A 26,187-nucleotide genomic window follows, 5' to 3' on the forward strand; every position below is an offset into this window, starting at 1 on the left:
GCCGCCCACTGTCGGGTACATGCGGACAGCAGGGCGCCGGGGTTCCTCACGAGAGGCTCCTCGTCTATCCGTCATTCAACTATCGAATATGCACGATAGTTGGTGCGCTCCCCTACGTGTGCGACGACCGTCATGGTCCGATGACCTTCGCCACCGCGTTCAGCAGAGCGCGATGGCGAACGTCCTTCAGGGCGTCGGCGGGCATGGCGAGCGGAAGAAAGGCGAGAGCGAGCCCCCGGCGGGGATCGGCCAGGCCCAGCGCGCCACCGATCCCCGGATGGCCGAAGGCAGAGGCGGACCCCAGCCACCAGGCACGGCTCGGCAACGCGAACCCGCACCCGAAGGCCGACGGAACACCGAGCACCCGGTCCCGTCCGGCCACCCGGGGACGAGTCACAGCACGGAGAGTGCGATCGCTGACCAGCGGAGTCCTGGTCCCCGGCAGCAGCATGGCATAGAGCCGGGCCAACGAGGCGGCGGTCGCGACGGCGTTGGCCGCGGGGAGTTGGGCGTTGAGGGTCTCCGAGCGGCGCACCCACACGTCGGGAGGCTCCTCGATGGCGCCATGCACGGTCATCGCCTGCCACAGCGGCGTCCCTCGCCGGGCGAAGATCGCCGTGACCAGGCGTACCGTGAAGGGGATCCGGGCGGCGGCGTGCACCGGCAGGGGCACGGCCCCGGCGGGGGCGCCGATGCCGATCGCCAGGTCGTGGGGACGGCAGACCAACTCGGCGAGCACCTCGCCGAGCCGCCCACCGGTGACGCGGCGCACCAGTTCGTCGGCGAGGGTTCCCCAGGTGACCGCGTGATAGGCGGGCCTGCCGACGGGCCAGCGGGGCCGCTCGTCCGCCAGGGCGGCGGCGAGCGGGCGTCCATCGAGCACGTCGGCGAGCGTGACAGGACGCGCGGGAGAGATGAGCCCGGCCTGGTGGCTCAGCAGTTGCGCGACGGTGATCGCCGACTTCCCGTGGCGACCGAACTCGGGCCAGTACCTGGTCACGGCGGCGTCGAGGTCAAGTTCGCCACGGTCGGTCAGCAGCGCCAGGCACGCGGCGGCCACGCCCTTGGAGGCGGAGAAGATCACCTGGGTGGTGTCCGGACCGTGGTCGCCGCCATAGAGATCGACGACGGTGGAGCCGCGGTGGATGACGTGCAATCCGGCGCCGCGCTCCGCCGGGCTGTTCATGAGCGCGGCGAAGGCGTCGCGGACGGGTTCCCAGCCGGAGGCGACGTCGCCGCGGAGCGTCGGAGCGGTCATCAGGCGCGATCCACCGCGACCACGTCGCCGCTTCCGCTCCGCGGCGGATCGCAGTGGACGGCCAGCTCGGTGATGTACCGGTCGGGGTCGAGCACCGCATCGGGCGGATGCACGCCGCAGTCGCGGACCGCCCCGTCGAGGATCTGCCCCGCCGTGAGCGCCAGCGGTATCCCGGTCGCCCTGGCCATCCCCCGAGGGGAGGCGACGAGTCGTGCGCCCACGGTGTACGGCCGACCGTGCCGGCTGCCTGTAGCCAGCGCGAAGAAGGCGGGCAGGGCGCCGGGGCCACGCAGGGAGAGCCGGCGAAGAACGGAGCGGGCGAGGGCGCCCGCGGCCGGGTCCTCGATGGCGGCGGCGGCCTGCTCCAGCGTCAGCTTCCCGCGATCGATGTCGTCGCGCAGTGCCATGAGGTACGCGGCGGTCGCCGGCTGGACCACCATGACGCAGGCCGAGTCGCCGGCGACGGAGAGGGTGGCCGACAGCGTGACAGGCTCGGGATGGCCGACGGTGTATGCGGTGCCCTTGCCCAGTCCCGGATAGTCCAGGGTGACCGCTTCGAGCGGAGGTCGTACGGCGGGCGCGCCGGCGCTCCAGGTCCGGATCGTTCCCGACAGCTGCTGCATCCAGTGGACCGTGGCGGCGGAGACGGCGGCGGTGGCGTTCTCGACTGGGTCGTCGCCGACGAAAGGCACGTCCACGGGCCACGCGGTGAACAGATCGTCGACGCTCTCCAACTCGCGGACGGCGAGCGCGGCCAGCATGTTGCTGGTGCCCGGACTGGCCCCCGCACCGATCACGGCGGTCACTCCCGCGCCGCGCGCCTCGGCGTCGAGCGCGAGCATCTCCAGCGTCGGCTCCCAGTCGTCGCAGATGTCGGCGTAGTGGGTACGCGTGTCGATCGCGGCTTGCAGGACGGGCACCCCGAGCCGGAAGAAGGGGCCAGTGGTGTTGACGACGAGATCGGCATCGCGGAAGAGGCTGCGCAGCCCCGCCTGGTCGGTCGCGTCGACGGCGACAGGGACGAGGGAGGCGGTGCCTGTGCCGGCCAGCCGGGCGGCGAGCCGCTCGGCGGCGGCGAGGTCGCGGTCGGCGATCACCAGTTCCGCGATGTCCCGGCGGGTGGCCAGCGCCTCGACCGCGGGCCGGCCCATCGCTCCAGCCCCGCCGAGGGCGACCACGCGGCGGCCGGTCAGGTCAGTCATCGAAAACCATTCCCTTGCGGAGGTCGAGGAAGGGGAACCGGGCCCGGTCGAGCAGGTAGTTCTGACCGACTGTCCAGGGGTCGCGCTCGCCCTGCTGGGGGAACAGGTGCGCGGCGCGCTGGATGTAGGTGGAGGTCAGGCCGAGCAGCGGCCGCCTGGCCTCGCCCGAGGGCCTGGCGGGCATCGCGAGGGTGAGGCCGCGCCGTCTCATGTGTCCGAGCAGGCGGACGACGTAGCGCGAGGACAGGTCGGCGCGGAGCGTCCAGGAGGCGTTGGTGTAACCGACGCAGAAGGCGAGGTTGGGCACGCCGCTGAGCATCAGCCCGCGGTAGGCGGTGGTCTGGGCCACATCGACGGTGCGCCCGTCCACCGAGAGGTGGATCCCTCCGAGGGGGATCAGCGACAGGCCAGTTGCGCAGACGACCACGTCGGCCTCGAGTATCGCTCCCGACTCCAGCACAATCCCGTGCTCCGCGAACCGGGCGATCCTGTCGGTGACCACGGCCGCTCGGCCGGCGGTCACCTCGCGGAAGAAGTCGCCGTCGGGTACGACACACAGCCTCTGGTCCCACGGCTGGTAGCGGGGGGTGAAATGCCGCTCCAGATAGCCGGGATCCGGCAGATGTCGCAGGATGGCCGCGCGCAGGTGCCGCTTGGTCTGTTCCGGGAAACGTCGGCTCAGCCAGTAGGTCAGCTGGCTGTTCAGCACGTTCTTGCCTCGGATGACCGCGTGCGCGAGCCGCGGGGGCAGGCATCGGCGCAGCGCGTCGGCCACCCGGTCGACCTCGGGCAGGGAGGCCAGGTAGGTGGGCGACCGCTGCAACATCGTGACCTTTTTCGCAGTCCTGGCCAGCGCGGGAATGAGCGTGACGGCGGTGGCCCCGCTGCCGATCACGACCACTCGCCTGCCGGTCACGTCGAGGTCGTCCGGCCAGAACTGCGGGTGCACGAATTGGCCGGTGAAGGCGTCGAGGCCCGCGAAGTCCGGCTGGTGGCCGTGCTCGTAGTCGTAGTAGCCGGCGCAGATGTAGAGGAACGCGCACGTCCACATCCGCGCCTGCCCGTCCTCCTCGGTTTCGACGACCCACAGGGACTGTTTGGAGGACCATGCGGCGGCCACCATCTTGACGCCGCAGTGGATGTGCCGGTCGATCCCGTGCTCGCGAGCCGTCTCCTCGATGTAGCGGCGGATGCTGTCGCCATCAGCCAGCGACTTGCTCCCCCGCCACGGCTGGAAAGGGTAGCTCAAGGTGAACATGTCTGAGTCCGACCGGACGCCCGGGTAGCGAAACAGGTCCCACGTGCCACCAAGACGGGCCCTTGCCTCCAGCACCGCGTAGGTACGGCCCGTCTTCCGCAGCCGACAGGCGGCGCCGACGCCCGATAGCCCCGCCCCGATGACCAACACGTCCACGTATCGCAATGCTTTCGACATAGGAACGTTCGTCATAGGAACGATAGTAACAGAAGTCATGTTTGAGTGGATATGAAGGTTTCGGCGGACGAGGTTCGCGGCACCGCGGGTGTGCGTCGGCAGCTTCGCTCGTTCGCCCGTCATGGCCGCACCAGGTCGCTGCACTCGGCGGCTATGAGCAGCGTGGCCTCGCCCGGGCGCCTATGCGGTATGGCCACATGACCGCTTCCCTCCGCACATGCCGCTCGATGGTGACTGACGCCGTGTGCCCAGCCGGAAGAGCCTCCGAGACAGGCACGTGACAACAGACGCTCGCGCTGGCGCCGGAGTGGTCCGCCACCGCCTCACCGTCCAGGCCATACGCCCGGCCGGTTCGATGGATATCTGGAGTAGCCAAGCGAACTGGCTGGTCAGCTGCTTGAAGGTCGTTAAGCCATGTAAGGCAAGTAGGCCGGCCGTAGCTGCCGCGCCTGCGGATCGTCGGGAGTGAGAAGAACCGGGCAACGTGACGTTGCCAGGTCTTTGGTGTTCACACTGACGGCTTGGTGTTCGTGCAGATCACAGCAGTGTCAAGACCGCGAGAATCTCGTCTCGGTCGTCGCTGGGGCCTGAACGGTAGGGCGCCAGGGGTCATCTGCAGGATGATCGGGCGTGGGCTAGGCTGCTGCCCGATGTCTTCCCGATCTCGTCATCAACAGCAGAAGCGGCTCAAAGCACCGGCTGCACCTAAATTGCCCTCGCCGCTGGTCGTGGCGCAGCTGCCCGAGCATGACGTGGAGGACGACGGCACCTACCGCGGCCTGGAATTCAACGGCAGCGACCTGACTTCTCGCGAGGTGGATGCGGCTGACTATGAGGGCTGCCGATTCGTCGTCACCAGCTTCGCGGGCAGCGACTGTACCGGGCCGGGTTCGTCGATGTGGAGCTAGAGCGCTGCGACTTGTCCAACATGACGGCCAGGGCGTCGGGCATGCATCGGGTCCGCATGTCGGCGAGTCGGCTGACCGGCATGACCTGGACCGAATGCTCGTTCCGTGACGTGCTCTTCGACGCGTGCCGTGCCGATCTCATCGGCTTTCGATTCTCGACGTTCAAGAACACCGTCTTCCGCGACTGCATCATGCCGGAGGCTAATTTTCAGAACGCCGACCTGCGGGGAGTTCGCTTCGAGCGCTGCGATCTAAGTGGGGCTCAGTTCTCCCAGGCGCAGATGGACGGCGCGCACCTCTCCGACTGCGTGCTGCTGGGGATCGGTGGTGTCACCAGTCTCAAGGGCACGACCGTCAAGAGCCGCGACACGCAGGGGCTGGTTCGCGCCCTGGCTGGCGCGTTGGGCATCCTCATCCAGGAGTAGACATCCCCCGGTGAGGACCTCGTTCGCCTTAGAACGCTGCCGCGACGCGCAAGTGGTCTCGGTCAACCCCTTGCCGGATCGGTGAGCCGGGCCTACGGGCCAGCGATCATCTGGATCAGCAGGCTGGTGTTCTCGCGCCGGACCGCCCGCTCGCCGACTGTGTCGAGGCCGGCGACTTCGTGATGCACTCGTCGGCGGCCTGGGCCATCGTGGCGAACTCCTTGCTGGCGATCGAGTTCGCGAAAGCGAACTCGATCGCCGTGCCCGGACCGCATGTAGCGGGTGGGCCAGACCCGGCGGCGGGCAGCGTCACACCGGGCGAGGTCGGTCGAGAGCTGGAACCGTTCCAGGCGGTCGCCCCGATTGGCCGCGATCACCCAGACGACGCGTACGGCCTGCCGCAGCCGGTGGCCGTCCGGGATCTAGACGCCAGCGGCGATATCGGCGTAGCTGGGCTCGCGGCCGTGGTTGCAGCGAAGCCGGATCATCACGTCCGCGACGTCCTTCTCGGCCCGTGTGAAGCCAGTCTCACAGCGCCATGGGTCCGCCGGGATATCTGCCTGCCGCTCATGGCAGCCCGCCGTTCTCATCCAGGGATGCCGCCGGCGCCGCATCGTCTGAAGCGAAGCCAGTGGCCAGGTCCCGGACGGCGGCGATGGTCGCCTCGACGCCGTCGCAGAGTTCGGCGATGGCCTTGAAGACGTCCATGGACGCTTCGGCCCCTTCGTGGGCCATGAATCATTACAAGAAGTCACTTCGGATGACCGAGCTGGACTCCTGGATCACGCGTCTTCCCGGCGGCCCGGTGAGCGGGCCGTGAACGGCCGAGAGAGAGGGCGGGTCAAGGCTCCGGAACCATGGAGCATGATCGCGACCCGAACCAGCGAAACCGCGCCGCCGACCACTGTGGTCAGCGTCAGCCCGAACCAGAACGCCGTCCAGGTGGGAGGCAGGGTCAACAGGATTGCCAGGACGGGTGGGTAGCACAGCACCAGGAGTCGAAGCCGCCGGTCGTCACGGATCCGTTGGCAGGTCATCGGCGACGAACGCAATCCGCCGACCATGACCAGGCGCCAGGTGGACAGCGCCGTGCCGTACAGCACGACGAGCATCGTCAGGCCGAGGAGCTGAACCCAGTCGGGCACAAGGTCGCGGTCCGGCGTCGAGAAGGGCAGGGTCAGCGCGCCGATCGGCAGGGCGCTCAGCGCCTCGACGACGAGAATCCGGCTCGCCGGACGCTCGCGGATGAGCATCGCGAGTGATATTTTCATCACATCTACGATCGTAGGTTAAACGATAGTTTGAGTCACGTATTCAGGGAGTGGCGCATGAAGGTTCTCGCCCTCGGCGGACCCGGTGCGATGGGCCGGGTCGCGGTGCGCGTGGCGACCGGGCTGCCCGGCATCCGGGAGATCGTCGTCGCCGATCGCGATTCGCACGCAGCAGCGCGACTCGCCCATGAACTGGGCGGTTCGGGGGTACGGCTGAGTTCCTGCAAGGTTGACGTCACGGATGAGGCCGAGCTCGACGCAGCGCTCAGCGATGTCGACATCGTCATCAACACCGTCGGTCCGTACTACCGGTTCGGCCTGGGTGTGTTGCGGGCGGCGATCCGCGCTCGTACGCATTACATCGACATCTGTGACGACTGGGAACCCACGTTGGAGATGCTCGATCTGGACGCCGACGCCCGGGCGGCAGGGGTACGCGCCGTGATCGGGATGGGCGCGAGCCCCGGCATCAGCAACCTGCTCGCGGCCAGGGCCGTAGCCCGGCTCGACGCCGTGACCGACCTCTACACGGCCTGGCCCGTCGACGTGCCGGGTGCCGGCGCCGACGATACTGTTCTATGCGGTCCGGACGGTCGTCCGATCGCGGCCGCCGTGCACTGGATGCAGCAGATCAGGGGAACGGTTGCTGTGGTGAGCCACGGCGAGATCGTGCAGCAGCCACCGCTGCGGCCGGTCGCGCTCACCTTGCCCGGTGGCCACAAGGGCACCGCGTACACCGTCGGCCATCCCGAGCCGGTGACTCTGCAACGCAGCTATCGACCCACCGGAGACGCGGCCAATCTCATGGTCATCACGCCTGGTGCCGTGGCCTACCTGGACGTGCTCCGCAGCGACATGGACAGCGGCAAGCTCACCAACGAGACGGCAGCCGCGGACCTGGCGAAACCGACGATGCGCCGCGCCGTACGGGCCGCCTTGCGCGCCGTCAAGTTCAGCACGCCCGGCTCCCTGCCGCCGTTCTTCGCCGCCGCCACAGGAACCAGGGACGGTCGTCCGCTGACGGTCCTGGCCCACCTTGTCAGCGCGGGCGGGCTGATGAAGAACATGTCCGAGGCCACCGGGATCCCGGCAGCGGCGGGGCTCGCCCAGCTGCTCGACGGCACTGTCGTCCGGCCAGGAGTCCACCCACCAGAAGCTGCCATCGATCCCGACCGCTTCTTCGCCGATCTGGACGAGCTGGCCAGGCCCATCGCGGTCATGATGGAGGAAGCATCGTGACCGGCGCGCCTCCCTGGGTGATCCCGCCTCGATGCGGTCGGACGTCTCCCGGCGTTCGTGACGCTCCACGCGCCTCTATCCTCAGCGAAATGATTCCGTGAGGTACGCGGCCCAGAAGATCTCGCGAGCCGTGAGCAGTGAATGGCTCTCCGTCCTGCCGACACGGGTTGTAGCGAACTCAGCCCCTACAAGTACCGCACCGCCGACTCGCCCAGCCCATCCGCCTTGCCCGCGGCCGCGCACCGGCGTCACGACTGCGCCGAACGTGCCATGTCGCCGCCCCCGGCCTCGGCTGTGAGGACGTCTACGGCGAAAAGTACCACCCCGAGGACGACAACGCCCCGGCCGCCCTTCAGCTGGTAGATCCGAGGAGCCCGGCACAGGGCCCGCCTCACCCCGCGCCGCCTCGCATTCCCCCACAGCATCGCCGAGCACGAGAGGTCGTCCTGTACCCCTCCTAGCCCGACATCCCCCGGTCGCGGGCTTGACCATGACGACGTGAACGCCCTCATCAAACTCGGCTTCAGTCACGTCGACGACCAGAACACCGGCCGCCCTGTGAGACGCTGCGGTAGACGATCTGCTCTACACCGCCGTCGATGTGGAGGACGGGCTGGAGGCTGAGCTGCCGGCCTGATGGCGGCAGAGTTCGAGTCGGAGGTGTCGCCGCCCGACGGGGACACCCTGGTGCGCGCGCCGCGGTCGGTGCAGGCGGCGCTGCGGGCATCGTCGGCGCCGCGGTCGGTGCAGGCGGCGCTGCGGGCATCGTCGGCGCCGCGGTTCTTCGCCGACTTGGCCTTACGGAAGCTGGTGTTCAACTGAAGCAGGTGCGCCGGTATCTGCCCGATCCGCAGTCACGGCAGGCGGAGCGAGATCGGGTGACGGCGCTGAAAAGGCCGGACACGCGGCTGGGGTGGCGCATTCGCTCGGCTCGGTGGTCGCCTAAAGAGGCGCTGTGCGCGCTGACACACGAGAACAAGGATGAGGACGGGTATGGGTGCGCCCTGGTCACGCGAGAGTCGCCGCTCGGCGCGCTAATGATCTTCGACCGGCTGGGGTCGTCCCCGATCCGCAGAGCCTCTGGCCGGGCGGCGACAGACTGGTCTGGACGAATGTGGTCGACCGCGGCGACGTCGTGGCGTTGGTGAAGGATCTGCGGCCGCACTTCAGCGACCGGGTGGCCGGGCAGGTGGTCTACGACGGCGCGCGCCCACGATCCCACCCGGTACCTCACCGACCAGCGCACCTGCACCGCCATCTGCCAAGGACGGGTCGAATGAGCGGCCCTCACCTGTCGTCGCAGGGCGGGCACCAGTCGTCAGACGATCGCGGTGACGTGCGCGGTGACGTGCGCGGTATCTCATCGCGACCGTGATCAGCCGTTGTCCCAATGGGGCCCGCCGGAGCTGGGCTAAGACTGCCCTGGCCTGATCGAGGGCCGCCTCTCCCGCCGCGGCTGGGCAACGATGCCGAGGAGGAATCTCGCCGCGCCTGGCAGTGCACATCACCGGACGAGCCGACCGATGGCGACAACTGGGCCGTGCCACTCTGACCAGGACCGCGGCCACGCCTTTTGGCGCCACGTGTGGCTGCTCGCCCACGCCCTCAGCGAGATCGAGGCTCTCCTGACATGGCTCGACGAACTGGTGCCCGAGTTGCTCGGCCAGCCATGCGAGCCTCCGTGACACACGTCGGTACTCTTGCCTGCGGCTCAAGGGAGGCCCGGACGTTGTTGCCTACCCCGTCCGGACTTGCCCTGGGCTTTCGTACCGCTGGTGGCTTACCTGCCTGCTTCAGACCCAGCCGATAGCTTTCATCACGGCCTCGGCCACCTCCGAAACGGAACCATCGGAGGCTTCGACGACAACGTCTTCGAGCTGAGCATTGTCCATGATCTGGTCAAGCTCGCCCGACCTGTTGAGATGCCACTGAAGGGCGGCTTCCTCACCTTGGTGACGCCTGGCCAGCCGCTGACGGACAACAGGGAGCGCTACAAGGAGTCGACATACCGTCAACTCGACGCCGACCGCCTCTGCATACCGCCTGCGCTGCTCTGGAGTCTCAGCGACGCCGGCCATGACGAGTCGGACAGCCCCAGCGTCCAGATAGTTTCCAGCAACGCTGCGCAGATTCCGGAGGGTCATCTCGAAGTTGAACCGATCATCCGGTGGCGGAGGCCAAGATCGGCGAAGTGCATCCAAGTCAATGACAGCATGGGCAATCCCGGCGTCGGAGAGCAGATCGCCAATCATCTCCGCAACGGAGGTCTTGCCAGCTCCCACCGTGCCGATGATCAAAAGCGCGCGGGACGATTCACCAGTGGACATGCAGACCATCATGGCAAGACCACGGAGTGCGGGCTCCCATCCGGTCGACGGCGCGGCCTAGCATGACCCCACCGTTGCCATGGAGCATGCTTCTCGCCAGCAGTATCACCAGCCTGGCGGCCAATGTCGCCGTAGCCGAACCCACGCTCGCCGCTCGCATCATTGCCGGATCGCCGAGCCTCGCATTGATCGTTGCCTGCGAGATGCTCATGAGCCAAATCAGAGCAGGCGTACGATCACCTGCCGAGACACTGGGCGACCGTCCAAAGAGGCAAGCGCGCGCCCAGGCTGCTGTGCCGTCGTTGCCGATTGTGCCGAATCTCCAGGTACTCGAAGATCACGTTCGCCGGCTCGATCCGAGTGTTCCAGTGCTGATGGTCGAGGAGCTCGACCTGCATGCGAGACCAGCACGACTCCATTATGGCGTTGTCGAAGCAGTCCCCGACGCTGCCCATCGAGGGCAACAGGCCGACGTCCTTGGCGCGCTGGGTGTAGGCCCAGGAGCCGGACTGGACCTGAAGGGTGTCAATACTCCGTTCACGACCGTGAGCTGCGGGTTTGTCTTGGCTTCCAGGTCGGAGCAGTAGCTGGGGCGGGCATGCTCCAGCTCGTGGCGCTCCGTCTCTTCTATCTGATCTTTTGCCGCATCGTGGGCTGGCTAACGCTGCCGACTCGTAGCAACGCGACCTAGTACTACAGCGAGGCTTTGAGATCTGTAGCGTGTGAACATGCCAGATGACTTAACCGCTGCTGATCTGCGGGAGTGGGTTACGGGGCTGGATGTGTTGTTCGGCCGGGTAGCGGGCCGGTTCGGGCGGGTGGAGCCGCGTCGACAGGCGCGGGCTTATCTGCTGGGGTTGCTGGCGCCGATCGAGCGCAAGAACGGCTGGCAGCTGGCCGAGGCGGCGGGGGATGCGACGCCGGATCGTATGCAGCGCCTGCTCAACAGCGCCCGCTGGGACCCGCGCCAGGTGCGCGTCGATCTGCGTGAGTACGTGATGGAACACCTCGGCCACCGCGACGGCGTGCTGATCGTCGATGAGACCGGCTTCCTGAAGAAGGGCGACAAGTCGGCCGGGGTGCAGCGCCAGTACTCCGGTACCGCTGGCCGGGTGGACAACTGCCAGGTGGGCGTCTTCCTGGCCTATGCCTCCCCGCTCGGGCGGGCACTGATCGACGCCGAGTTGTATCTGCCCCGGTCCTGGACCGATGACCGTGATCGCTGCGCCCGGGCCGGCATCCCGGCCGACGCGCCCTTTGCCACCAAGCCGATGCTGGCGCGGACGATGCTGGCCCGCGCGCTGCAGGCCGGCGTGCCGGTGTCGTGGGTGACCGCGGACGAGGCCTATGGCATGGATTTCAAGTTCCGGCGTTTCCTGGAAGAACACCGTCTCAGTTATGTGGTGGCCGTACCCAGGAGCCAGTGGATCGGCACGGGCTGGGGCGGGCAGATCCGTGCCGACACCGCCACCGCCCAAGCTCCGGCCGAGGCATGGAAGCGCCGCTCCTGCGGCCGCGGTGCCAAAGGCGAGCGGTTGTATGACTGGGCGCTGGCGTCGGTGCGTTTCGAGGTCGAGCCCGGCTATCAGCGTTGGCTGCTGGCCCGGCGCAGCCTGACCCCCAACGCCAAGGGGGAACGGGAACTGGCCTACTACCTGTGCCATGCTCCGGCCGGCACCACCCTGGAAGACCTCATCACCGTCGCGGGCAGCAGATGGGCCATCGAGGAATGCTTCCAGAGCGCCAAGAACGAGACCGGCCTGGACCACTACCAGGTGCGCCGTTACGACGCCTGGCACCGCCACATCACTTTGGCGATGCTCGCCCACGCCTACCTGGCCGTGACCGTCGCGCACTTCCCAAAAGCCCAAGCGGGCTGGTCCGCCTCACACCAGCCGAGATCCGCCGTCTCCTGGCACACCTGACCAGCACTCTCGTCCCACCCCTCGCCCATGCCTTGGCCTGGTCCCACTACCGGCGCCTCCATCAGACCCGCGCCCGAGCCAGTCACTACAGAAGACATCGACTGAAACATCTCAAAGCCTCGCTGTAGTACTAGGGGCGGTCGCATCACGACGGCGGTACTGCGGGTCCCTGACGACCACGCAGCGCTATCTCCACCCGGACGGCGCTTCCATCGCCGCCGCGGGTAACGCCCTCAGCGCCCACCTTTCAGGGGGCTGGTCCCAAACTGGTCCCAAACTGAGAGCGGTCTAGATCATCGATCAAGGTTGAGTGATCAACAGAAAAGGCCAGCCGACCTGGGCTTTCACCCAAATTGGCTGGCCTTTCGCAACCGTCGGGACGACAGGATTTGAACCTGCGACCCCTTGACCCCCAGTCAAGTGCGCTACCAAGCTGCGCTACGTCCCGGTTGTGTCGGCCGCCCCCTGCGGGGCGGGACGTCATAACCTTAGCGCACATCGGAGGTAGGCGCGTACACGGAAAGCGGGAGCGGAGGCGTGGTGGGGCGGAGGCCGAGCGTTGATCGGGTGGAGCTGGCGCGGCTGGTGGCCGACGGGATGAGTGTGCAGGAGCTGGCCGCTCATTTCGGGGTGTCCGAGTCGGGGGTGCTCCAGGCCAAGCGGGCCGCCGGGCTGGCCAAGCCGATGCTCGACCACAGTGCCGCCGTACCGTGGAAGCTGGCGCGCGTGCACGCGCAGTCCGGGCCGGCGACGAACCTGCGGAACCTGTCGGCGGCGGCGCAGGGGAAGCCCCCCGCGGCGGAGCGGCTGAACACGGCGCTGCGGTGGGCGCAGCGGCTCGTGGACGCGGGGCTCGACGTCCGGTACGACGCGGCCGAAGGGTTCAGTGAGGTTCCGGCGTCACCTGCGGGCTCGCATATCGCGACGATGCTGGAGGCCGCCAGGAAAGGGCTTGCAGCTCACTGAGTACGCGAGTTTCGACGGCCTTGATCGTGGGCAGTCGCAGGTCTCATTACAGAGACCGGAGGCGAACATCAATGACCACCTTGATCTGGGTGGCCGTCGTCGTGGTCGCGGTGGTGGCGCTCGCCGCAGTGGGCTATGTCGTGCTACAGCAGCAACGCCGCAGCCGTCTCCGCGAACGTTTCGGCCCTGAGTACGAGCGTACGGTGGCCGAGAGTGACAACCGGCGTGAGGCCGAGCGGGAGCTCATCGCCCGCGAGCAGCGCCATTCCGAGCTCGACATCCGGCCGCTGCCGGAGGAGACGCGCGACGCGTACGCCAACCGGTGGACCGAGGTCCAGGAGCGTTTCGTCGACGCCCCCGGGTTCGCGGTGACCGAGGCGGACCAGCTCGTCACCTCGGTGATGGCGGACCGCGGCTACCCCACGGACGACTTCGAGCAGCGGGTGTCCGATCTGTCGGTCGGGCACGCGGCCACTCTCGACCACTACAGGACGGCCCACGAGATCAGCGGGCGGGCGGCCAGGAAGGAAGCCTCGACCGAGGAGCTCCGGCAGGCCATGGTTCATTACCGCGCGTTGTTCGAGGAACTGCTGCACGAGACCACGCGAGGGCGGTGAAGATAGATGAGCAGCAGCAGAAGAAGTGAGGACGAGCTCAAGGTCCCGTCACAGCGGTCGGACGAGGCCGGCAGGGACGACGAGCGCAGGGACGACGAGCGCAGGGACGACGAGCGCAGGGATCTCGCCGACGGGACCGGCGACCGTTACGACGGGACCGCCACCGGACGGCACGACGGCGACGGCGGCGGCTACCCGGCCGATGCCGGTCACACCCCGGCGAGCCACGGCTACGACCCCACGGTCCCCGACCGGGGCCATGACGACGAGCCGCCCTACAAGGACCCCTACGCGAGCACCGGCGACCTGCCGACCGAGCCGCACCGCGACACCCCTCTGGGACACGGTGCCGACCACCGCTACCCCGACCCCGACCCCGCTCACTCCGACGTCCCCGCCGGCGAGACGCCCGGACACGAGACCTCCCGGGACGTGCTGTCCGGAACCGGGGCACGCCACGACGACGGATCTGACGACGTTCTGGTGCACGGCGACCGGTCCGACGACGTGCTGGTCCACGGTGACCGGTCCGAGGACAAGCTGGTGCACGATGGCCGCCCCCACGGCGAACTGGCCCACGACGGGCGAGCCGAGGACGACGTCGTGGTTCACGGTGAGCGGGACAACGACGACCTGGCGCGCGACGACCTGACCCCCGCTGCAACGGCCCGCGACGGGCTGACGACCGACGGCGGTCTCACCGACAGCCGTCACACCGGCAACGACCTCACCGAGGGCGAGGGCGAGGGCGGGCGGCCGGTCGAAGGGCCTCCGGTCGATGACGTTCCCTCTCACGCGGCCCCTCGGGAGGTCACCCTGTTCGACCACGACCCCGCCGAGGTGCAGGCCCGCTGGCGCGACGTCCAGGCGTCCTTCGTGGACGACCCCGCCGAGGCGATGCAGCGTGCCGACGGCCTGGTCGGCGAGGTGGTGGAGTCGCTGACCAACTCCCTCACCAGCCGTACCGGCGCTCTGCGCGAACGCTGGAAGGACGTCGACTCCCCCGACACCGAGGACCTGCGTCAGGCGTTCCGCGACTATCGCAACGTCCTGGAGCAGTTGCTCGCGCTGTCCACGCACAATCTGACCCCTGAAACGAGGAGGTGATCGACATGCTCGCAATCGTCGCAGCGATCATCTTCGGGCTCGGCTTCCTGCTCGACCTCGTGGGCGTGAAGATCGGCGGGATCTCCGGCATGACGTTCGTCCTGCTGGGGCTGACCTTGCTGGCCCTGCATCAGGCAGGCGTCGGCACGGCGAGCATCCGCGGCGGATCCGGCAACTGGCGCGGCCGCAGCCGCCGCTGAGCGCCCCGTTCGGGCGGGCGGCCGACCGGCCCCCGCCCGAAACCCCCAAAGAACTACATAGAGCTAAATATCCAGAAAAAGCCGCCAGAGAGCTCACGACCGAGCTCGAACGATTAAAGCGCAGGTCACCCCTTGCCGGGGAACCTCATGATCACTGTGCTGCCCCCGCTCCCCACCCTCAACGTGAAATCAGAGGACAGCAGCCGCGCCACCCACAATCCCATCCCCCCCACCGCCCCCGGCAGCGGCCCCGGCTTCCAGAAGCCCTCGTCGTGCACCTCGACCACCAGGTCCCCGCTGATCACCCAGGTCCTCATGGCGGCCCGGTCGGCCCCGTGCGTGACCGCGTTGGTCGCCACCTCGTTGACCGCGATGACGAAGTCGCCGACCGCCTCCTCGGGCATCCCGACGGCGCGGGCCTCGTCCTCGGCGAACTGCCGGACCTCCGGCAGGTCCGGCAGGCGGAAGCGCAGCTTCTTCACGGGCACGCCGGGTGGCGGGCTCGTGTAGCCCGACTGAGGCTCGACGTCCTCGTTCACCCGGCGACTCGCCTTTCTCTCACCAGCCGGCCAGCGGCTAACCGACCAGCAGCTCACTGCGGAGCTGGTCGAGTACCTTACGGAGAATCCGTGAGACGTGCATCTGCGAGATGCCGAACTCGGCGGCGATCTCGGCCTGCGTCATGTTGCCGAAGAAGCGCAGCAGCAGGATGTGCTTCTCGCGGCTGGGCAGCGCGTCGATGAGCGGCTTGACGGCCTCGCGGTCGACCATGGTGCTCAGCGTGTCGTCGTCCTCGGGGATGACGTCGCCGAGCGAGGCCGCGTCGTCGTCGGTGCCGAGCGGCGCGTCGAGCGACAGCGTGCTGTACGCGGCCGAGGCGTCGAGAGTGAGCAGGACGTCCTCCTCCGAGATGTTCATCTTCGCGGCCAGCTCGGCCACCGTCGGGGACCTGCCGAGGTCCTGGCTGAGGTCGGCGACGAGCCGGTTGAGCTCGGACCGTCGCTCCTGGTAGAGACGCGGCACCCGGATGGCCCAGGTGCGGTCGCGGAAGTGCCGCTTGACCTCACCGGTCATCGTGACGACCGCGTAGCCCCTGAAGGCGTGGCCGAGGGTCGGGTCGAAGCCGTTGACGGCCTTCATCAGGCCGACGTACGCGGCCTGGAGGAGGTCCTCCAAAGGTTCGCCCCGGTAACGGTAACGCCTGGCGATTTCCATGGCCAGCGGCCGGTGCATCTCCACGATGCGCTCGCGCAGCCGTTCCCTGTGGCTGTCGGGTGTGTCTTCCCTGACCATCTCAGCCAGGAGTTCTTCCGCGGTCATCTCCTCGAGGACGTACTCCTGCACAGCCATCGCTGCTCCTCATATGGGTCGCAGGGCGGCCTCCGCCAGCAGAAAAGCCCAGGCAGAGGCACGCCTCGCTCTACTCTCGAGACGGAAGCCCTCTGCTGGACTTCGGTCCCAGTCTCCCCCCTGCCGCGGGAAGTATTCCTCGGTCGCGTGGTGACAGTAGGGTTGCTTCGTGACAATGCCCGAAAACGGCGAAGGGCCCGTGGCCGCCCTGAGCCTGACGTCGTCGACCGTCGACGAGATCACGGTCGTCAAGGTCGACGGCGTGCTCGACGCCACGACGCGTGAGCAGTTCGCCGACTACCTGTCGCTGGCCGGAGCCCACCTGATACTCGATCTGGCCGGGGTGACGTTCATGGATTCGCGCGCGCTCGGGCTGATCGTCCATCACTGGCAGACCAGCCTGTCGTCAGGAGCGCGGTTCGCCCTGGTGGGCGTGGAGTACTCCAAGTCGAAGGTGATGTGGATCACCGGGCTGGCCCAGCGCCTGCCGCTGTACGACACGCTCGACGACGCGCTGGCCGCCATCGGCTGAGACTCTATGAGCGACGCGTCGACTTGCGCTGATGCTCCTCCACCAGGAGCCTGGCCAGATCGGCCACCTTGACCTGATGGTGCTGCGAGATCCTGCGCAGCTCCTCGAAGGCGGCCTCGGCCGTGCATCCGCTGGTCTGCATGATGATGCCCTTGGCCTGGTCGATGACCGACCGGCCGGCCAGGGCCTCCTGGAGCTGGGCGGCGTCGGTGCGCACCTCCTCGAACTCCCACATATTTGCCATGGCCACCCCGACCTGCTCGGTCAGCATGTCGGCCAGCGAGTGGGCGGCCTGCGGGGAGAAGGCACCCGGGCGTACGGAGTAGAGTCCGACGATGACCTGCGCCGGCGCCACCTCGATGGGCACGATCAGTACCGAACGCACCCCCCAGCGGGTGGCCAGTGCGTTGTAGCGGGGCCAGCGGCTGTCGCTCAGCACGTCGCTCAGGCTCGCGCGGGCGCCGCTCTGGCGGGCCTCCAGGGACGGCCCCTCACCGATCTCACGTTCGCCCTCGACCAGCATGATCAGCTCGCTGTGCGAGCCGGAGACCAGCACCCGCTGGTCGCGCCAGTGTTCGGCCGAGCCGCCCGAGCACCCGGGCACACCGGCCGCCAGCGCCGTGGTCAGGCCGCGCAGCACACTCTCGGTGGAGGTGTCCTCGCCCAGCCGCCCCAGTGCCGCCAGGTCTCGGGCGAGCCCGGGAGTGATCATCGCCGTCGATTCCATAGCAAGAAGCCCCTACCCCTTATGGCTACCGTTATCCCCGGTGGCGTAGCGTCAAAGGATGACCATGCCGGACCTCGAACACGCTCTGGACGCGCTGGCGGGACGCGTGTCGTCCTTGCGTGAGGCGAGGACCGCCTACCCTACCGACCTCGCGCCCACGCTCGACGCCGCCCTGGCCGAACTGGACACCGCCGCCGAGTTGCTCGCCGAGGCGCGTGAGGCGCTGCGCAAGGCGCCCAAGCGCGCCGCGAGCAAGAAGGACGGCACCCAGCGGGAGCTGAAGCTGCTGCGCCAGGTGTTCCGGGCCTTCCCGGTGCCGGTGATCGTGCTCGACGGCGGCGGGGTGGTCCGGCGGATCAACCCGGAGACCTCGCGGGTGCTCGGCAGCCCCGACGGCTACCTGGTCGGGCGGTCGTTCCCGCTGCTGGTCGACGTCTCCAGGCGGGCGGCGTTCCGCTCGCACCTGAACTCGGTGCTGCAGACCGGGCAGCCGTCGGCGTTCGAGACGCGGCTGGCGCACCAGGGGCGCACCCACACCGTGCAGCTCGCGCTGACGCGGGTGACGATGCCGGGCGAGCCGCAGCAGATGGTGGCGGCCGTGGCGCTGCCCACCGAGGTGCAGCTGCCCGAGCCCGGGGGCGGCGGCCCGAGCAGTCCGACGGGGCGCTGCTGCTGGCGGCGTCCAAACGGCAGGACCTGCTGGCCAGGGTCGGCGGGCTGCTCCTGGACGAGGAGGCGCTGCTGCGTCCGGTGGCGCTGCCGCGGACCACGCGACTGCTGGCGGCCGAGTGGGCCGACTGGGTGATCGCCGACCTGGTGCGCGACGGGCTGCCGCGGCGTTCTGTGGTGGTGGCGCCGAAGAACCATCCGCTGGGCGACCTGGTGCGGCAGGTGGAGTCGGCCGACCCGGCCGGCGGCCAGGTGGTGATGCAGGTGCTGGAGCGCGGCTCGGGCGTGGTGCACGAGATGGTCGACGACGAGTCGCTGCTCGGCTTCACCGCCGAGGGGCCGCTGCTGACCGCGATGGGCGCCGGCTCGCTGCTGTCGGTGCCGATCGGGCAGTCCGACGGGGTGCTGACGCTGGTGCGCACGCACGACCGGCCGCCGTTCTCGCTGGCCGACCTCGGCGTGCTGCAGGACGTGGGGATGCAGCTCGGCCTGGCCGTACGTGCCCAGTCGAGCTTCCAGAGCCGTTCGCGGGCCGCCGACGCGTTGTCGGCCAGCGTGGCCCCGCGCAACCTGCCCGACGTGCCCGGCTACGAGGCGTCGGCGGTCTACCATCCGGGTGCGTCGGTCGGTGCGGAGTTCTACGACGTGTTCCCGGTCGCGGGCGGCTGGGGGTTCGCCCTGGGCGGCGCGGCGGGCAAGGGCGAGGAGGCGGCCTCGGTCAGCGCCATGGTGCGCGGCGGGCTGCGGGTGCTCAGCACCTGGGAGACCCATCCCGACCTGGTGATGCGCAAGGTCAACGAGGCTCTGGTGGCGCAGGGCACGGGCATGTTCGTGATGGCCGTGGTGGGGTTCGTCAAGGGCCGGACGATCCAGCTCTCCTCGGCCGGCCACCATCCGGCGGCACTGCTGCAGCCCGACGGCAACGTGCGCTTCGCGGCGGGGGGCGGCGTGCCGATGGGCATCTCCCCCGAGGCCGAGACGGGCGTGCAGGAGCTGACCGTCTCCGTCGGGGAGACGCTGGTGCTGTACTCCGAGGGCCTGATCTCGTCCAGGAACGACGCCGGCGAGCCGTACGGCGAGGAGCGGCTGGCCGACGTGCTGGGCCGGTGCGCGGGCCAGTCACCGGCCACCGTGGTCAAGGCGGTGGAGGCCGACCGGCACGCCTTCTCGGGCGGCCAGGTGTGGGACGAGATCGTCGTCCTGGCCCTCAAGGGTGTCTGATCTGCGGGGGTTTGCGATCCGGCTAAACATGGGTATTGTCTTTCCGTAGAACAACGTGCCTAAGACGCAGGCACACCTTGAAGGCTTTTCCACGCTGAGGTGTGCCATGAATATTGCGATCGTCGCGTCCGCCAAGGGAAACCAGCGCCACCGTATCCTCTCCGTAGCGCGCGAGCTGGGCCGCGAACACCACGTCACCATCTACTCCCGCCGTGACGACGCCGAGGGCAAGCCCAAGACGCGGGTGGCCCCGGGAGTCACTCTGGAGCAGATCGACGTGGGCCCGGCCAAGGACCTCACACCCGAGGACGTCGTGCCGTACCTGAACGACGTGGGCGAGCACCTCATGAAGCGGTGGAACCAGGAGCGCCCGGACGTGATCCACGCCCACTCGTGGACCGGCGGCCTCGCCGCCGTGGCGGGCGCCAAGGGGTTGGACGTTCCGGTCATGCAGACCTTCCACACCGTGGACGCCGCGCACCAGAAGCTGGAGCGGGCACTCGGGCGCCGGGCCAAGGCGGTCATCGCCGGCTCGGGCGACGAGGAGTCGGCGTTGATCAGGCTGGGCGTGCCGCGCGGGAACATCGCGATCGTGCCGCACGGCGTGGACACCGAGCGTTTCCAGCGGCGCGGGGCGATCGCCACCAAGGGCACCCGCAAGCGGCTGGTGCACGTCGGCCCGCTGTCCCCCGAGCGCGGGGCGTACACGGCGGTGCGGGCGCTGCAGGGGCTGACGGACGTCGAGCTGGTCATCGCGGGCGGCCCCGAGCCCGAGGACCTGGACCAGGACAGGGACGCGCGCCGGCTGCGCGCCCTGGCCGAGCAGCTCGGCGTCGCCGACCGGGTGACGCTGCTGGGCCAGGTCAAGCGGGCCTCGGTGCCGAAGCTGATGCGCAGCGCGGACGCCGTGGTGTCGGTGCCGCGCGAGGCCGCGACGGGCGTCGTCGCGCTGGAGGCCATGGCCTGCGGCGTGCCGGTGATCGCCTCGGCCGTGGGCGCCCACCTCGACTCCGTGATCGACGGCGTGACCGGCCTGCTGGTCCCGCCGGACCGGCCGGCGCGCACCGCGCGGCTGGCCCGCGAGATCCTGTGCGACCCGACGCTGCGCACCGCGCTCGGGTACGCGGGCGCCGACCGGGCGCGCTCGCGCTACTCCTGGGAGCGCGTGAGCCAGGAGCTGGTCCGCGTCTACGAGTCGGCCTGCGTCTGACGGAAACCGCGCGGGAGGCGGGCGGCGGAAGCCGTCCGCCTCCCGCCGTTCCCGGAGCCTGTCCGGGAGGGGCCCTTGTTACCGGAGTGAGATCTTTGCTTCGATGGTCCGCATGTCTACTCGCGGTTCGAAGCGGGCGGCGGTGGCGGCGCTGATCACGGCCCTCGCCCTCCCCCAGAGCGCACAGGCGGAGACGTCGAGGTGGGGCGCCCCCGTCCTCGTCGAGAACTTCGACGGATCCTCGGTCGACACGAGCAGGTGGATGGTCTACCACTCGCCGGACGCGGCCCGTAACCCCCGTACGGGGCGGGCCGCCACGGTCGCGGACGGGATGCTGCGTCTCAAGGGCGGCCGGTACGGCGGCAAGGACCTGTCCGGCGGCGTGGCCACCCGGCTCGCCCAGCGGTACGGCAGGTGGGAGGTGCGCTTCAGGGCCGAGGCGGGCAACGGCTACACGCCGGTCGCGCTGCTGTGGCCCACCGCCCAGAGCGACGGCGACGGCTACGCCGAGGTCGACTTCGCCGAGATCGTGGACCCGCGCCGGCAGGGCGGCGGCATCTTCGTGCACGGCGGGCGCGGGCGCGCGCAACGGCAGCTGCGGGCCGACTTCACCCGCTGGCACACCGCCGCCGTGGACCGGCTGCCCGGCCGCCTGACGTTCTGGCTGGACGGCAGGAAGGTGTGGGACTACCGCGGCCGGTACGTGCCCGACGACGGCCGCATGGGCCTGGCGCTGCAGAACGACGTGGTGTGCGAGCCGCGCTGCCGTGACTCCTCCACCCCCGCGACGGTGTCGATGTACGTGGACTGGGTGAAGGTCTACCGGCCGTCCTGAGGCAGCAGCCTGGCCGCCTTCAGCCCGAGGTGCACGGTCAGCCGGTCGTCGCCGTCGGACAGGTCCCGGTGCAGGAGGCGTTCGGCCTTGCCCAGGCGGTAGTAGAGGGTCTGGCGGTGGACGCCCAGCTCGGCGGCCGTCTTCTGGGCGTGGCCGCCGAGATCGAGGTACACCTCCAGCGTCTGGGCCAGCTCGGCGTCGAGGGCGGCGGTCTCGGCGGCCAGCTCGCGCAGGTCGGAGCGGCCGAGGCGGGCCAGCAGGCGGTGCACGCCCAGGTCCTGCCAGCGGGCGATGGGGGCGTGCCGGGGAAAGTGCTCGGCGATGCGCAGCGCCTGGCGGGCCTCGCGCCAGCTCTGCCACGCCTCGGCCGGGTCGTTCCTGGGGGCGCCGATGCCGGCGGCGGTGCCGTACGCGCTCTGCAGGGTCTGGGCGACCTCTCCGGCCAGGTGGGCGGGGGCCAGCAGGGCGACGGGCGAGCCGGTGCGGGCCAGCACGCCGCGGGGGAGCGTCCAGAGGGCGGCCACGCGTTCGCTGGACTCGCGCACGGCGACGGCGGTGACCGGGCCGGGGATCTCGATGGAGGCCGCGGCGCGTTCCTCGGGGTCGGCGGAGAGCAGGGCGAGCAGGCCGCGTCCGAGGTCCTGGCGGCTCCTGGCCTCCTGGGCGAGCGCCGCGGCGGCCCTGGCGACCAGCGGCGCGACGCGGCGCAGCGCCTCGTCGGCGAGGCTGCCGGAGTCCAGCAGCCACAGGTAGCCGTAGGTGACCTCGCCGTGGCGCAGCGGCCAGCAGACCCGGGCCAGCACCTTGAGCTCGGCGTCGGCCGGGATCCTGACCGGGCCGCCGGCCCTGGCGATGCCGTAGCGTTCGAAGTAGTCGCGCACCTCGCCGGTGGCGCGCCGGCGCAGGATCGACTCCTGGCGGACCGTGTCGATGTCGCCGTGCTGGGCGCCGTAGGCGAGCAGCCGGAACGAGCGGTCCTCCAGCGTCGCGGACGCCCCGAGCGTGGCGGCGATCTCGTCGACGATTTCCTGAAGGTCGGACGTGTTGTGCATTTGTATGACAGCCTGCCACACCGATCGTTACGCGCGTTCATGGCCCCCTCTGACCTGGGGTTTCTAGACTTGAGGCATGTTGGGTCAACTGCTCCTTGCCGCCTCCGGGAGCGGCGTCGTGCGCCGCTCCGTGTCAGGCTTCCCGCTCACCCGCAAGGTGGTGGACCGGTTCGTCGCGGGCGAGAGCGTCCAGGAGGCCCGGAACGCCATCGAACGGCTGCGTGACGCCAACCTGGCCGTCACCGTCGACCACCTCGGCGAGGAGACGCGCGACGCGCGCGCCGCCGAGACCGTGGCGCAGGCGTACGTGACGCTGCTGGAGGCGCTGAAGCCGCTGCAGCTCGGCACCCGGGGCGAGGTGTCGGTGAAGTTGTCGGCCGTCGGGCAGCGGCTCGACGACGGCATGGCCCTGGAGCACGCCCGCGAGATCTGCGCCGCCGCTGCGGCCAACGGCTCGACCGTGACGCTCGACATGGAGGACCACACCACCGTCGACTCGACGCTGGGCATCCTGCGCAAGCTGCGCGAGGACTACCCGTCGACCGGCGTGGCGATCCAGGCCTACCTGTTCCGCAGCGAGGACGACTGCCGCGACCTGTCCCACGAGGGATCGCGCGTACGGCTGGTCAAGGGCGCCTACCGCGAGCCCGCCTCGGTCGCGCACCAGGGCAAGCAGGCCGTGGACAAGGCGTACGTGCGATGCCTGCGCATCCTCATGGCGGGGAAGGGTTACCCCATGGTGGCCACGCACGACGACCGGCTGATCTCCATCACCGAGCTGCTCGCCGACCGCTTCGGCCGGACCCTCGGCGACCACGAGTTCCAGATGCTCTACGGGATCCGGACCGACCGGCAGGAGGCCCTGGCCGGGGCCGGCCACACGGTCCGCGTGTACGTCCCCTACGGCGACGACTGGTACGGCTACTTCATGCGCCGGCTGGCCGAGCGCCCCGCCAACGTCGCCTTCTTCCTTCGTGCCCTTGGGGGTAAGTAAATGGATGCCATCAGCAACGTCCCCGTCCCCGTGAACGAGCCCGTGCTCGGCTACGCGCCGGGCAGCGCCGAGCGTTCGGCACTGGAGGACCGCATCAAGGAGCTGGCCGGCTCCCCCGTCGACCTGACCATGACCATCGACGGCGAGCAGCGGCTCGGCGGCGGCGCGCCCATCGACGTGGTGCAGCCGCACAACCATGCCTCCGTCCTGGGCCGTACCAACGACGCTACGGCTCAGGACGTGCAGGACGCCATCGACAGCGCCCTGCGGGCGGCGCCCGCCTGGCGGGCGCTGTCCTTCGACGAGCGGGCCGCGGTCTTCCTCAAGGCCGCCGACCTGCTGGCCGGCCCGTGGCGCCAGACGCTGAACGCGGCCACCGTGCTCGGCCAGTCGAAGTCGGCGCAGCAGGCGGAGATCGATGCGGCCTGCGAGCTGATCGACTTCCTGCGCTTCAACGTGACCTACGCCCGTCAGCTCTACTCCGACCAGCCGATCTCGTCGCCCGGCGTGTGGAACCGGATGGAGTACCGGCCCCTTGAGGGGTTCGTGCTGGCGATCACGCCGTTCAACTTCACCGCCATCGCCGGAAATTTGCCGACTTCTGCCGCTTTGATGGGGAATGTCGTCGTCTGGAAGCCGTCGCCGACGCAGCAGCTCGCCGCGCACCACACGATGCGGCTGCTGGAGGCGGCCGGGCTGCCGCCGGGCGTGATCAACATGGTCACCGGCAACGGGCAGGCCGTCTCCGAGGTGGCGATGACGCACCCGGCCCTGGCCGGCGTGCACTTCACCGGCTCCACCCCCACCTTCCAGCACCTGTGGGGCACGATCGGCGCCAACATCGCCTCCTACCACGGCTACCCGCGCCTGGTGGGCGAGACCGGCGGCAAGGACTTCGTGCTGGCCCACCCGTCGGCCGACCCCGCGGTGCTGTCGACCGCGCTGGTCAGGGGCGCCTTCGAGTACCAGGGCCAGAAGTGCTCGGCGGCCTCGCGGGCGTACGTGCCGCGCTCGGTGTGGAACCGCATGCGTGACGACTTCGTGGGCGTGGCCGAGTCGCTGACCGTGGGCGACGTGGCGGCCGACCTGTCGACGTTCATGGGCGCGGTCATCGACGAGCGGGCCTTCGCCAAGCACAAGGACGCCATCGACCGGGCGCGGGCCGCCTCGAACATCGACGTGCTCACCGGTTCGTACGACTCCGGCGTCGGCTACTTCGTCAAGCCGACCATCCTGGAGTGCGCCGACCCGACGGACGAGATCTTCGTCAAGGAGTACTTCGGGCCGATCCTCGGCGTGCACGTCTACGAGGACCGCGACTTCGACACGGTGCTCGACCAGATGGAGGGCATCGCCCCGTACGCGCTGACCGGCTCGATCATCGCCCAGGACCGGTACGCCATCGCCGCGGCCTCGGAGCGGCTGCGCTTCGCGGCGGGCAACTTCTACGTCAACGACAAGCCGACGGGCGCGGTCGTGGGCCAGCAGCCGTTCGGCGGCGCGCGGGCCTCGGGCACCAACGACAAGGCCGGCTCGATCTTCAACCTGATCCGCTGGGTGAACGCCCGCACGATCAAGGAGACGTTCGTCCCGCCGACCGACCACCGCTACCCGCACATGGGCTGACGCCCCCGAAGAGCCACGGCCGGCACCCCCACAGGGGTGCCGGCCGTCTCCAATTCCGGGGGCGTGGCGTAATGTGCAAGGTTTGTGTCATTGACGCCAATGCGGGGCCGCGACCAGCATGAAGGCATGCAGCGACGGATCGTGATCGTCGTCTTCCCGGGCTTCCAGTTGCTGGACATGGCCGGGCCGGCGGACGTGTTCGCGACCGCCGACCTGATCGCCCGGGGGCGGGGTTACCGGGTCGAGGTGGCCGGCGTGGAGGCGGGGGCGGTGAGCGCGTCGAACGGGGTCACCGTCATGGCGGGGGCGCTCGGCGAGGTGTCGGGGCCGATCGACACGCTCCTGGTGGCCGGCGGGCTGTCGGTGCCGCGGCAGCTGGAGGACCGCGCGCTGGTCGGGGCGGTCGCCGGCCTGGCCGCGCGGGCCGGGCGGGTGGCGTCGGTCTGCAACGGGGCCTTCCTGCTGGCCGAGGCCGGGCTGCTCGGCCGCCGCCGGGCCACCACCCACTGGCTGTCCGCCGACGACCTGCGCCAACGCTACGCCGACGTCGAGGTGGACCCCGATCCCCTCTACATCGAGGACGGCAACGTGTGGACCTCGGCGGGCGTGCTGTCCGGCGTGGACCTCGCGCTCGCGCTGGTGTCCAGGGACCACGGCCACGAGCTGGCCCGCGACGTCGCCCGCGGGCTCGTCGTCTACCTGCACCGGCCGGGCGGGCAGAGCCAGTTCAGCGCGCCGATGCGGGCCATGACGCCGCGCAGCCTGCCCCTGCGGGAGCTGCAGGGCTACATCGACGCCAACCCGTCCGCCGACCTGAGCGTGCCCGCGCTCGCCCGGCGCGTCGGGATGAGCGAACGGCACTTCTCCCGCGTCTTCACCGAGCAGACCGGCCTGCCACCCGGCCGGTACGTCGAACGCAGCCGCGCCGACGCCGCCAGACGCCTCCTGGAGGTCACCGGGCATCCGCTGGAGACCGTGGCCAGGGAGGCGGGCCTGGGCACGCCGGAGACCCTCTACCGCGTCTTCCGCCGCCACTGGCGGGTGTCGCCGGGCGAGCACCGCCGCAGATTCCAGTCGAAGGAGAAATGACA

At 69.6% G+C, this 26,187-nt stretch carries 28 protein-coding genes, 1 tRNA gene and 1 pseudogene; 17 read left to right on the forward strand and 13 right to left on the reverse strand.

What is annotated here, in order from left to right:
- Positions 1-130: 130 nt before the first annotated feature.
- The 3 genes from ACNF49_RS41195 to ACNF49_RS41205 are packed head-to-tail and all read right to left on the reverse strand — an operon-like array spanning position 131 to position 4,018.
- Positions 131-1,258 carry a serine hydrolase domain-containing protein gene (locus ACNF49_RS41195; protein WP_352329454.1) on the reverse strand — a complete coding sequence of 376 codons (1,128 nt, stop codon included), beginning with the start codon at positions 1,256-1,258 and terminating at the stop codon, positions 131-133.
- Complete coding sequence (locus ACNF49_RS41200) at positions 1,258-2,460, reverse strand: saccharopine dehydrogenase family protein (RefSeq protein WP_482941150.1); 1,203 nt, start codon at positions 2,458-2,460, stop codon at positions 1,258-1,260. Before ACNF49_RS41200 ends, ACNF49_RS41195 begins: the two co-directional genes overlap by 1 nt.
- Positions 2,453-4,018: a flavin-containing monooxygenase gene (locus ACNF49_RS41205; RefSeq protein WP_482941151.1), complete on the reverse strand. Its 1,566-nt coding sequence runs from the start codon at positions 4,016-4,018 to the stop codon at positions 2,453-2,455. The genes ACNF49_RS41200 and ACNF49_RS41205 overlap by 8 nt, the downstream gene beginning before the upstream one ends.
- Positions 4,019-4,545: 527 nt before the next feature.
- On the opposite strand from ACNF49_RS41205, the gene ACNF49_RS41210 reads away from it, so the two are divergent.
- The gene (locus ACNF49_RS41210) at positions 4,546-4,803 is read left to right on the forward strand and encodes a hypothetical protein (RefSeq protein WP_482941152.1); all 258 of its coding nucleotides are present in this window, start codon (positions 4,546-4,548) and stop codon (positions 4,801-4,803) included.
- Positions 4,804-4,883: 80 nt separating this feature from the next.
- Complete coding sequence (locus ACNF49_RS41215) at positions 4,884-5,228, forward strand: pentapeptide repeat-containing protein (protein WP_482941153.1); 345 nt, start codon at positions 4,884-4,886, stop codon at positions 5,226-5,228.
- 92 nt (positions 5,229-5,320) lie between these two features.
- Here ACNF49_RS41215 and ACNF49_RS41220 read toward each other — a convergent pair whose 3' ends face one another.
- From ACNF49_RS41220 to ACNF49_RS41230, 3 genes are all read right to left on the reverse strand, one after another.
- Positions 5,321-5,605, reverse strand: coding sequence for a hypothetical protein (locus ACNF49_RS41220; RefSeq protein ID WP_482941154.1), 285 nt, complete (start codon positions 5,603-5,605; stop codon positions 5,321-5,323).
- A 190-nt stretch (positions 5,606-5,795) separates the two neighbouring features.
- The gene (locus tag ACNF49_RS41225) at positions 5,796-5,936 is read right to left on the reverse strand and encodes a hypothetical protein (protein ID WP_364389361.1); all 141 of its coding nucleotides are present in this window, start codon (positions 5,934-5,936) and stop codon (positions 5,796-5,798) included.
- A 74-nt stretch (positions 5,937-6,010) separates the two neighbouring features.
- The gene (locus tag ACNF49_RS41230) at positions 6,011-6,481 is read right to left on the reverse strand and encodes a hypothetical protein (RefSeq protein ID WP_352330203.1); all 471 of its coding nucleotides are present in this window, start codon (positions 6,479-6,481) and stop codon (positions 6,011-6,013) included.
- Positions 6,482-6,556: 75 nt separating this feature from the next.
- Here ACNF49_RS41230 and ACNF49_RS41235 point away from each other — a divergent pair, with 75 nt between their 5' ends.
- Complete coding sequence (locus ACNF49_RS41235; RefSeq protein WP_482941155.1) at positions 6,557-7,738, forward strand: saccharopine dehydrogenase family protein; 1,182 nt, start codon at positions 6,557-6,559, stop codon at positions 7,736-7,738.
- 636 nt (positions 7,739-8,374) lie between these two features.
- A complete protein-coding gene (locus tag ACNF49_RS41240; protein ID WP_482941156.1) occupies positions 8,375-8,560 on the forward strand; it encodes a hypothetical protein in 186 nt (61 codons plus the stop codon).
- A gap of 971 nt (positions 8,561-9,531) precedes the next feature.
- Here the strand turns inward: ACNF49_RS41240 and ACNF49_RS41245 are convergent.
- Together ACNF49_RS41245 and ACNF49_RS41250 are read right to left on the reverse strand one after the other, a co-directional pair.
- A complete protein-coding gene (locus ACNF49_RS41245; protein WP_352330209.1) occupies positions 9,532-10,065 on the reverse strand; it encodes an adenylyl-sulfate kinase in 534 nt (177 codons plus the stop codon).
- Positions 10,066-10,301: 236 nt separating this feature from the next.
- Positions 10,302-10,520 (reverse strand): integrase core domain-containing protein, encoded by a 219-nt coding sequence (locus tag ACNF49_RS41250; RefSeq protein ID WP_482941157.1) that lies wholly within the window; start codon positions 10,518-10,520, stop codon positions 10,302-10,304.
- 273 nt (positions 10,521-10,793) lie between these two features.
- Between ACNF49_RS41250 and ACNF49_RS41255 the strand changes: the two are divergent.
- Positions 10,794-12,118 (forward strand): annotated as a pseudogene (locus ACNF49_RS41255) (IS701 family transposase).
- A gap of 246 nt (positions 12,119-12,364) precedes the next feature.
- On the opposite strand, the gene ACNF49_RS41260 reads toward ACNF49_RS41255, so the two are convergent.
- Positions 12,365-12,438, reverse strand: a tRNA-Pro gene (locus ACNF49_RS41260).
- Positions 12,439-12,557: 119 nt separating this feature from the next.
- On the opposite strand from ACNF49_RS41260, the gene ACNF49_RS41265 reads away from it, so the two are divergent.
- The 4 genes from ACNF49_RS41265 to ACNF49_RS41280 all read left to right on the forward strand — a co-directional run bounded on the left by ACNF49_RS41265 (position 12,558) and on the right by ACNF49_RS41280 (position 14,880).
- Positions 12,558-12,956 carry a hypothetical protein gene (locus ACNF49_RS41265; protein WP_482941158.1) on the forward strand — a complete coding sequence of 133 codons (399 nt, stop codon included), beginning with the start codon at positions 12,558-12,560 and terminating at the stop codon, positions 12,954-12,956.
- A 71-nt stretch (positions 12,957-13,027) separates the two neighbouring features.
- Complete coding sequence (locus ACNF49_RS41270; RefSeq protein WP_357968433.1) at positions 13,028-13,573, forward strand: hypothetical protein; 546 nt, start codon at positions 13,028-13,030, stop codon at positions 13,571-13,573.
- Between the two features lie 6 nt (positions 13,574-13,579).
- Complete coding sequence (locus tag ACNF49_RS41275) at positions 13,580-14,680, forward strand: hypothetical protein (protein WP_482941159.1); 1,101 nt, start codon at positions 13,580-13,582, stop codon at positions 14,678-14,680.
- Between the two features lie 5 nt (positions 14,681-14,685).
- On the forward strand, positions 14,686-14,880 hold the full coding sequence (locus ACNF49_RS41280; RefSeq protein WP_357968531.1) for a hypothetical protein: 195 nt from the start codon (positions 14,686-14,688) through the stop codon (positions 14,878-14,880).
- A gap of 125 nt (positions 14,881-15,005) precedes the next feature.
- On the opposite strand, the gene ACNF49_RS41285 is transcribed toward ACNF49_RS41280, so the two are convergent.
- Together ACNF49_RS41285 and ACNF49_RS41290 are read right to left on the reverse strand one after the other, a co-directional pair.
- A complete protein-coding gene (locus tag ACNF49_RS41285; protein WP_482941160.1) occupies positions 15,006-15,419 on the reverse strand; it encodes an ATP-binding protein in 414 nt (137 codons plus the stop codon).
- A 37-nt stretch (positions 15,420-15,456) separates the two neighbouring features.
- Positions 15,457-16,230: a SigB/SigF/SigG family RNA polymerase sigma factor gene (locus ACNF49_RS41290; RefSeq protein ID WP_352330971.1), complete on the reverse strand. Its 774-nt coding sequence runs from the start codon at positions 16,228-16,230 to the stop codon at positions 15,457-15,459.
- Between the two features lie 175 nt (positions 16,231-16,405).
- Here ACNF49_RS41290 and ACNF49_RS41295 point away from each other — a divergent pair, with 175 nt between their 5' ends.
- Positions 16,406-16,762, forward strand: a complete 357-nt coding sequence (locus ACNF49_RS41295) for an STAS domain-containing protein (RefSeq protein WP_357968529.1) — start codon at positions 16,406-16,408, stop codon at positions 16,760-16,762.
- Between the two features lie 4 nt (positions 16,763-16,766).
- On the opposite strand, the gene ACNF49_RS41300 is transcribed toward ACNF49_RS41295, so the two are convergent.
- Positions 16,767-17,474, reverse strand: coding sequence for an ANTAR domain-containing response regulator (locus ACNF49_RS41300; protein WP_357968427.1), 708 nt, complete (start codon positions 17,472-17,474; stop codon positions 16,767-16,769).
- Between the two features lie 73 nt (positions 17,475-17,547).
- Here ACNF49_RS41300 and ACNF49_RS41305 point away from each other — a divergent pair, with 73 nt between their 5' ends.
- From ACNF49_RS41305 to ACNF49_RS41320, 4 genes are all read left to right on the forward strand, one after another.
- Positions 17,548-18,294: a PAS domain-containing protein gene (locus tag ACNF49_RS41305; RefSeq protein ID WP_482941161.1), complete on the forward strand. Its 747-nt coding sequence runs from the start codon at positions 17,548-17,550 to the stop codon at positions 18,292-18,294.
- Positions 18,240-19,379, forward strand: a complete 1,140-nt coding sequence (locus tag ACNF49_RS41310) for a PP2C family protein-serine/threonine phosphatase (RefSeq protein WP_482941162.1) — start codon at positions 18,240-18,242, stop codon at positions 19,377-19,379. Before ACNF49_RS41305 ends, ACNF49_RS41310 begins: the two co-directional genes overlap by 55 nt.
- Before the next feature lie 106 nt (positions 19,380-19,485).
- Entirely contained in the window at positions 19,486-20,589 is a 1,104-nt protein-coding gene (locus tag ACNF49_RS41315; RefSeq protein WP_357968422.1) for a glycosyltransferase, read from the forward strand.
- A 112-nt stretch (positions 20,590-20,701) separates the two neighbouring features.
- Positions 20,702-21,424 carry a glycoside hydrolase family 16 protein gene (locus ACNF49_RS41320; protein ID WP_482941163.1) on the forward strand — a complete coding sequence of 241 codons (723 nt, stop codon included), beginning with the start codon at positions 20,702-20,704 and terminating at the stop codon, positions 21,422-21,424.
- Here ACNF49_RS41320 and ACNF49_RS41325 read toward each other — a convergent pair.
- A complete protein-coding gene (locus ACNF49_RS41325; RefSeq protein ID WP_357968417.1) occupies positions 21,409-22,476 on the reverse strand; it encodes a PucR family transcriptional regulator in 1,068 nt (355 codons plus the stop codon). The genes ACNF49_RS41320 and ACNF49_RS41325 overlap by 16 nt on opposite strands.
- Positions 22,477-22,552: 76 nt before the next feature.
- Here ACNF49_RS41325 and ACNF49_RS41330 point away from each other — a divergent pair, with 76 nt between their 5' ends.
- The 3 genes from ACNF49_RS41330 (at position 22,553) to ACNF49_RS41340 (ending at position 26,185) form a co-directional block, all read left to right on the forward strand.
- Positions 22,553-23,470 (forward strand): proline dehydrogenase family protein, encoded by a 918-nt coding sequence (locus tag ACNF49_RS41330; RefSeq protein ID WP_357968415.1) that lies wholly within the window; start codon positions 22,553-22,555, stop codon positions 23,468-23,470.
- The gene (pruA, locus tag ACNF49_RS41335; RefSeq protein ID WP_358293699.1) at positions 23,471-25,096 is read left to right on the forward strand and encodes an L-glutamate gamma-semialdehyde dehydrogenase; all 1,626 of its coding nucleotides are present in this window, start codon (positions 23,471-23,473) and stop codon (positions 25,094-25,096) included.
- Between the two features lie 126 nt (positions 25,097-25,222).
- Positions 25,223-26,185, forward strand: a complete 963-nt coding sequence (locus ACNF49_RS41340; RefSeq protein ID WP_482941164.1) for a GlxA family transcriptional regulator — start codon at positions 25,223-25,225, stop codon at positions 26,183-26,185.
- Positions 26,186-26,187 lie beyond the last annotated feature (2 nt).

This window comes from Actinomadura sp. ATCC 39365, from assembly GCF_054392275.1.